The organism is bacterium (assembly GCA_037147175.1).
Lineage (GTDB): Bacteria > Cyanobacteriota > Vampirovibrionia > Gastranaerophilales > UBA9971 > UBA9971.
In genome coordinates this window covers 21,400-27,830 of record JBAWVS010000030.1, presented here as the reverse complement: position 1 = coordinate 27,830, position 6,431 = coordinate 21,400, and the positions used below count along the sequence as shown (strand labels likewise).

At 33.5% G+C, this 6,431-nt stretch carries 5 protein-coding genes; 3 read left to right on the top strand and 2 right to left on the bottom strand.

Annotation, left to right across the window (positions count from 1 at the left end; all coding sequences use genetic code 11):
- Positions 1–102: 102 nt before the first annotated feature.
- The gene (locus WCG23_08290) at positions 103–1,824 is read left to right on the top strand and encodes a methyl-accepting chemotaxis protein (protein ID MEI8389869.1); all 1,722 of its coding nucleotides are present in this window, start codon (positions 103–105) and stop codon (positions 1,822–1,824) included.
- A gap of 324 nt (positions 1,825–2,148) precedes the next feature.
- On the top strand, positions 2,149–3,534 hold the full coding sequence (gene radA, locus WCG23_08285) for a DNA repair protein RadA (GenBank protein ID MEI8389868.1): 1,386 nt from the start codon (positions 2,149–2,151) through the stop codon (positions 3,532–3,534).
- A gap of 4 nt (positions 3,535–3,538) precedes the next feature.
- Here the strand turns inward: radA and WCG23_08280 are convergent, their stop codons facing one another.
- Positions 3,539–4,000, bottom strand: coding sequence for a YkgJ family cysteine cluster protein (locus tag WCG23_08280; protein ID MEI8389867.1), 462 nt, complete (start codon positions 3,998–4,000; stop codon positions 3,539–3,541).
- A 114-nt stretch (positions 4,001–4,114) separates the two neighbouring features.
- Positions 4,115–4,492: a hypothetical protein gene (locus tag WCG23_08275; protein MEI8389866.1), complete on the bottom strand. Its 378-nt coding sequence runs from the start codon at positions 4,490–4,492 to the stop codon at positions 4,115–4,117.
- 725 nt (positions 4,493–5,217) lie between these two features.
- Here WCG23_08275 and mqnE point away from each other — a divergent pair.
- Positions 5,218–6,342 (top strand): aminofutalosine synthase MqnE, encoded by a 1,125-nt coding sequence (mqnE, locus tag WCG23_08270; GenBank protein ID MEI8389865.1) that lies wholly within the window; start codon positions 5,218–5,220, stop codon positions 6,340–6,342.
- Positions 6,343–6,431: the final 89 nt, after the last annotated feature.

Below are 6,431 nucleotides of genomic sequence, written 5' to 3'. Positions count from 1 at the left end.
GTCAGGATTCTTTATTTTTAATATTTTAAATTACTTTGCGTAACTCCTGTTAATACAGTATAATGGATTTAGAAATAATTATAAAAAATATAAGGGAAAAATATGACTGTAATTACTTTAATCAAAGATTTGAAAATTTCTCAAAAAATACTATATTCATTCATTTTGGCATTTCTTTTTATCATTTTTATTGGAGGTATAGGTCTTTATTTTACGGCAAAAGGTGCTAATAATACCTCAAAGCTTCATGATGATAACTTTTTGCCTGCTATGCTTTTGAATAAAGCTGATAATAATTCTGCTAAAATTGAATCGGAATTATTAAAACTATGCAGTGTAAAAAATAATGAAGATAAACAGAAAATTATTCAAGAGATTAATAATAATAGAATAACTGCTAAAAAGTTAATGGCTGAATTTTCTGCTCTTAAACTTGATTCTTATGAAAAAAACAAACTTATAGAGTTTAATAAATTAAGTGATAATTATATAAATTTACAGTCAAAAGTCATTGAATTGATTAATGAGCATAAAAATCAGCAGGCATTCGCTTATTTAACAGCTAATCAAAATAGTGTAGCGGATTTAGAAGCATCTATTGAAAATTTAGTTAATTATAATGCCAATCAGGCGCAACAAATAATTAAATTGGTAAAAAGTGAATCGGTTTTATCTATAAATATTGTTGCTGTAATAGTTGTGGTAGCAGGTGTTTTGGCCATTTTTATCGGTATTTGGGTTGTCACAATACTGGCAGACCCTATAAAGGCTGCAACTGTAGTTTTAAATGAAATTTCAAAAGGTGATCTTACAGTCGATAAAATTTGTAACGATTCTAAAGATGAGACAGGGATTCTTACAAATGCAGTAAATTCAACAGTTAAAAATCTCAGGCAGCTTATAGGAGAAGTGACAAAATTAATTGAAGAAATAGTTCTTCGATCCGAGGAAATAGCTGAGTCGACAAATCAGGTTTCTCAAGGTTCACAGCAAGTGGCAAGCAGCGTAAGTCAACTGGCTGTCGGTGCTCAAAGTCAAGCAGAAAATGTTTCTATAAGTGTTGAGGGGCTTAGTAAAATCAGTTCAGTTGTAAAACAAATAAATATTAATGCCGATAATGTTGTAAAAATGTCTGTTCTTGCGGAAGAAGGAGCAAATAACGGCTATAAAGAAGCAGAAAACGCTATTTTTAAAATTAATGAGATTAAAAATACGGCTGTTAAAACTTCTATAACAGCCAATAAGCTGGGAATACTCGGAAATGAAATTGAACAAATTGTTGAGTTGATTAAAAATATAGCGGAACAAACCAATTTGCTCGCTTTAAATGCGGCTATAGAAGCAGCAAGAGCTGGCGAGCAAGGAAAAGGCTTTGCTGTAGTGGCTGCAGAGGTAAAAAAATTGGCAAATCAATCGGCACTGTCTACAGATAAAATTACTGAAATTGTAAAAGAAGTTAAATCTATGACGGATAAAGTGGTCGCAGATATGGATAAAGGTGTATATGAAATTAATGAAGGTGTGATTACTATAGAAAATGTTGGAAACAGTTTAAAAGAAATACTTATAGTTGCTCAAAATGTTAACAAGCAGGCTAAAGATGTTTTGTCTGTTTCCGGCAATCTTGTTAGAGAATCAGAACAAGTAGTTGAGCTTATGGATGGTGTTGCTGCAATTACAGAAGAAACGGCAGCTCAATCACAAGAAATTTCCAGTATTTCAGAAGAACAAAGCTCAAATGTATCAGAAATATCAACAAGTATAGATAATCTGGCTAAAATTGCAGAAAATCTAAACAAACATGTATCTGTGTTTAAAATTTAAGAATATTCAATACAGTAATTACGTAATTATATAAAAATTTAGACAGAAATTCATTAACAGGTATAATTTTATTATAGTGCTCTGAAAAAGTAATTAAGAAATGAAATATTTTTTGCGAAAGCACTATAGCTTTTAGGAGTGATGCTTGTCGGGAAAATCCGGCTTTGCCGGTTTTCCTGAAAATAAACTCGTTTCAGTATAATATGTCATCCTGAGCGAGGCGAAGGATCTATCAGGAAAACTACGTAAAGTTTCAATACACTAACGGACAGTTTACTGCTTCGGCATAAGCATCTCTTCGCAATGCCAGAGGGATTATAAATTATGGCTAAAGTTAAATCAAAATGGATATGTCAGACCTGCGGGTACGAAACCTCGGGTTATCTCGGAAAATGCCCTGATTGCTCAAGCTGGGGGACTCTTGTCGAGGAAACTTTCTCCAAAACTCCTCTTAAAGAACATTCTTCGATATCCGACTCAAGAAATTCATTTCCACAGCTTTTAAAAGACATTTCTCTCGATGAATCCATCCGCTACACTACAGGTATGTCGGAATTTGATACAGTTCTAGGCGGAGGATTGGTTATGGGGTCTCTTGTTCTTATCGGAGGAGATCCGGGAATAGGCAAATCCACTATAACTCTGCAATCTTGCGGAAATTTGGCTAAAAACGGACTAAAAACTCTTTATGTTTCCGCTGAAGAATCCGCTAAACAAATAAAACTCAGGGCCGAAAGACTTAATGTGAATTCTCAAAATTTATATATTTTTGCAGAAAATAATATTGAAGAAATTCAAAAAACTTTAAGCGAATTAAAACCGGAAGTCTTAATTATAGATAGTATTCAGGCAGTTTACAGTCCTTCAATAACAAGTTCCCCCGGAAGTGTAAGTCAGGTTAGGGAATGCTGCGGAATTTTGATGAATATCGCTAAATCCAGAGGAATTACAGTTCTTGTAATAGGTCATGTTACAAAAGACGGAGCAATAGCAGGTCCTAAAGTTCTCGAACACATGGTTGACACAGTTCTTTACTTTGAAGGCGACAGATATAAATCTTACAGGCTCTTGAGAACAATAAAAAATAGATTTGGAAGTACAAATGATGTGGGCGTTTTCAACATGGAAGAAACAGGCTTAGTAGAAGTTAGCAATCCAAGCGAGCTTTTTCTTTCCGAAAGATCAAACGCCATAACCCCGGGAAGCGTCGTTGTCGCCAGCAGCGAAGGAACCCGACCCATTTTGGTGGAAATTCAGTCACTTGTAGGACCTACTTCCTACACTTCGCCAAGAAGAGTTACAACAGGCATCGAATACAACAGGGTTCTTCAAATTCTTGCCGTACTGGAAAAACGCGTAGGGTTGAACTTAAGCAAGCAGGATGTTTACGTCAACGCTGTAGGCGGAATAGAAATTCAAGAACCATCCGCTGATTTAGGAATTGCGCTTGCAGTTGCCACTTGTGCCAGAAACGTTACAGTTGATTCGCAAACCGTAATAATCGGCGAAATCGGTCTTTCAGGCGAAATAAGAAGCGTAAGCAACATTGAATCCAAAATAAATGAGGCTTCTAAACTCGGATTTAAAAAAATAATTGTTCCAAAATCAAATTTACCCCTAAAAAACACCCCTAAAAACATTGAAATTATAGGTGTTTCAAGACTTCTTGAAGCTATAACAAGTTCTATTTCATCCACAGCAACCGAATAATTTATTAATTTTTGCTATCGTCAGGGCAGTTCTTCTTTACTGTTTTTTTAAAAACTTCTTCAAAACTCTGAATAGGCACAAAAGAAAACCCGCAATCTTCGCCAATTTCTCCACCCATCATAAATAATTCTTCCTGCGGATAAACTTTGCAAATTCTTGCTCTTTGCTTGTAAACAGTACATTTTCCTGTTTCAGGGTGTACTTTTGTGCAGGCGAAAATTAGCCCTAAGTCATTTTTATCGACTATTTCAAGATAATTATAAAAAAAATGTTGTTCTTTAAGCTTTTCAAACTCTTCTTCATCTTTTATCAAATGCTTTGAATGCCTGACATGTATTCCATGACAGCATTTGCCGCAGGCTTTGCATTTTCCTGTTCTCAAATATTTTTTGCCCAGAAATTTTAAAGCAATAAATTTTTTGAACCCTAAATGTAATTTTTTTATATATTCAGCAATTATTTTCATAATAAAAATTTTAACATGCCTGTACTCATCAACATAATAAAAAAATCCTTAATAATTAAGGATTTTTGTGATGGTTAGTGTCTTTTTTCTAGAAAAATTCAAATAAAATTAATATTAAATTTCAGGATGAGCTAAGAGTATTTTGGACAATTCACTATTATTTAAAGTTATATCGCCTTTAAGCATTTTTTCGGCAAGCACTTCATTGGAAATATAATCGCCTGATTTTAGAGTATTAAGAATGGAATTTGTTTGTTCCGGACTATCAGGAGAATTAAGCGAGTCCATCACCATAGACTTATATTTCTGAATTTCCTGATCTTTTTCGTATAATTTTTTTGCCTGCTCAGAAATATCAATTACATCAGCAAATTCGGAAACTTTTGAATAAGGATTCTGGGCAGTTGTTTTTTTATCAACTCCTGCAAGTTTAGCCTGCTGTGTTATTGAATTATTAAGTAAAATGTCTTCGTTACTAATATTATTGAGCATATTCAAGCTCCCATCTCATATTTTTAACTTTTCAGGATATTTTAAGGTACAAAGTTAAATATAAATTCCCTACCTACAATTACAGTATGCCTCTTTATTATTCTTAAAAAAACAATCCTCAGGTTTAATTTGATTAATCTTGCGGTCAGTTTTTGTCTTTAAAGATAAATCTTAAGGTTAATAAATAAATCATTACATTTTTGTTACAAATATTTTCAGGCAAAAAATATCTTCTTTATATATACATATTGAATATTTTAAATTCATTATTAAGATACTTTATATAAGACAAGCGTTTTTGAGGAAAAACTTTAACTTATACTGAGGAAACTTTCTCTTAATGATTGTTTTTATATAGATATAAGGGATAAGAAAAAAGAATTTTAAAAGCAAGAGATATAAAGAGAGGACAGAGAACAAGGGATAAGGAATTTTTCAATTAACACAAATTAAAAACCAACAAATGACTACTCAAACAAATAGGGAAGGTTACGTAAAGAAGTTTTAAAACTTCTTTTTTTTTGCGAAGCGGGAGCGAAACCCGAAACGGCGACGTGAAGACGGCGGCGTTGAAAGGTTGAACTCATTTTTTTTGCGAAGCGGGAGCGAAACCCGAAACGGCGACGTGAAGACGGCAGCGGTGAGGGGTTGAACTTGTTTTTTTGCAAAAAAAATTTATTTATCGCTTTTGTGTTATAAAAATGTTTATAGCATAGGACAGAGCAATGAATAATCTGATTAATAAATTAACAAATATAACCCACCCCCTATCAGAAATAGCTGAAAAAGTTTTAAATAACGAAAGACTTACAAAAGAAGACGGAATCAGCCTATATGAGTCTTTTGATATTCTTTCTATAGGTGTACTTGCTGATTATGCAAGAATTAAGAGGCTTGATAACCATGAAAAGAAAGATTTTGTATACTGGATAAACAATCATCACTTAAATTTGACCAATATTTGCGAAGGAAGCTGTAAATTCTGCGCTTACAAAAGAAAAGAAGGACAGGAAGGGGCTTTTTTGTACTCTCTTGAAAAAGCCGTTGAATATCTTGAAACAAAAGTAAGTAAAAATGCCGGCGAAATTCATATTGTATCGGCTTTAAACCCATCATGGACACTTGAAAACTATAAAACACTGCTTAAAGAAAGTAAAAGAATTCTGCCTGATACTCATATTCAGGCTTTTACGGCAGTGGAAATTGATTATCTGGCTAAAATTTCAAACATTTCAACAAAGCAGGTTTTGCAAGAACTTATAGATTCAGGTCTTGGCTCTCTTCCGGGCGGAGGAGCAGAGATTTTTGCAGAAAATATAAGACAAAAAGTTTGTCCTGAGAAAATTTCCGGTGATAAATGGCTGGAAATTATGGAAACTGCTCATCAACTCGGACTTAAGAGCAACGCAACAATGTTGACGGGGATTGGCGAAACTGTCGAAGATAAAATCGATCACATGCTAAAAATAAGAGAAGTTCAGGATAGAACAGGCGGGTTTATGACTTTTATTCCTCTGTTTTGTCATTATGAAAATACAGAAATTATTGAATTTCAACAGCAAACAGGGTTTGAAACAGTAAAAGATTATGCTGTTTCACGCCTTATGCTGGATAATGTCCCGCACATAAAAGCTTTCTGGATACAGATCGGCACAAAACTTGCGCAGATAACTTTGTCTTTTGGGGTTGATGATCTTGACGGAACTGTTATGGAAGAAAAAATAACACGCTACGCCGGTGCAAAAACAGGGCATGCAATGTCTAAAGATGAATTAATCCATCTTATTAAAAGAGCAGGCAAAACCCCTGTTGAAAGAGATACTGTTTATAACATAGTGAAAGTTTACTAAAACATTAATTTTTTATTAATATTTTTCAAGTGAAAAAAATTTTTATGTAAAATTTTTCTTGTTAATTTTTCAAATTGAAAGTTTGAAAA